Genomic DNA, 589 nt, shown 5'->3' with positions numbered 1-589 from the left:
TGTGGGAGATTCTATGGTTGTCATCAAGCCAAAATCCCCCCTTTCGGTTGATATTCGCTTTGGTTTTTCATCAGGGAGAACGCGATCCGAGCGAGTTTACGGCCGAGCATGACAAGCACCTGGGTCGTCGCTTTTCCGCTGCCCAGATGTTTGTTGTAGAACGCTTTCCAGGCAATTGATCGGCTGGCCGACATGGCAGCGTTGTGCAGTAATCGACGAACTTCCGAGCACCCTCGCTTGGTTAAGGATCTTCGGCCATTTTTTTGGCCCGAGTCACTCACCCTCAGATCCATCCCCAAAAAAGCGATGAAAGAGTCGCTGCTGTTAAAGTCGCCTCGGTTATAGGCCATGACCAAAGCAGTTGCAGTCAGAAAACCGATACCTTCAATGGCTTGGCAGCGAGCGACTTCTTCCAGCAAGCCGGCTTCGCGCAATACATCTTTGAGTTTCTTCTGAACCAGCAGGTCCAGGCGTTCAACGGACTTGAGAAAAGTGGCGAACACAGCCTTCAAACTGGCGTCATTTGCCCAGCTCTGGGTCAGGCTGGTTTTGGCCTGAACCAGCGAAGCCCTGCGCCGCAGAAGGCTTT

At 52.8% G+C, this 589-nt stretch carries 1 protein-coding gene; it reads right to left on the bottom strand.

What is annotated here, in order from left to right; translation table 11 throughout:
* Positions 1-23 precede the first annotated feature (23 nt).
* Positions 24-589 (bottom strand): transposase (locus tag IFT47_RS27300; protein ID WP_192176558.1); only part of this gene is annotated, 566 nt, incomplete at its 5' end.

It is taken from the genome of Pseudomonas sp. CFBP 13711 (genome assembly GCF_014842265.1).
Classification (GTDB): domain Bacteria; phylum Pseudomonadota; class Gammaproteobacteria; order Pseudomonadales; family Pseudomonadaceae; genus Aquipseudomonas.
The sequence above is the reverse complement of the archived record's forward strand: the minus strand, read 5'-3'. Positions and strand labels throughout refer to the sequence as shown.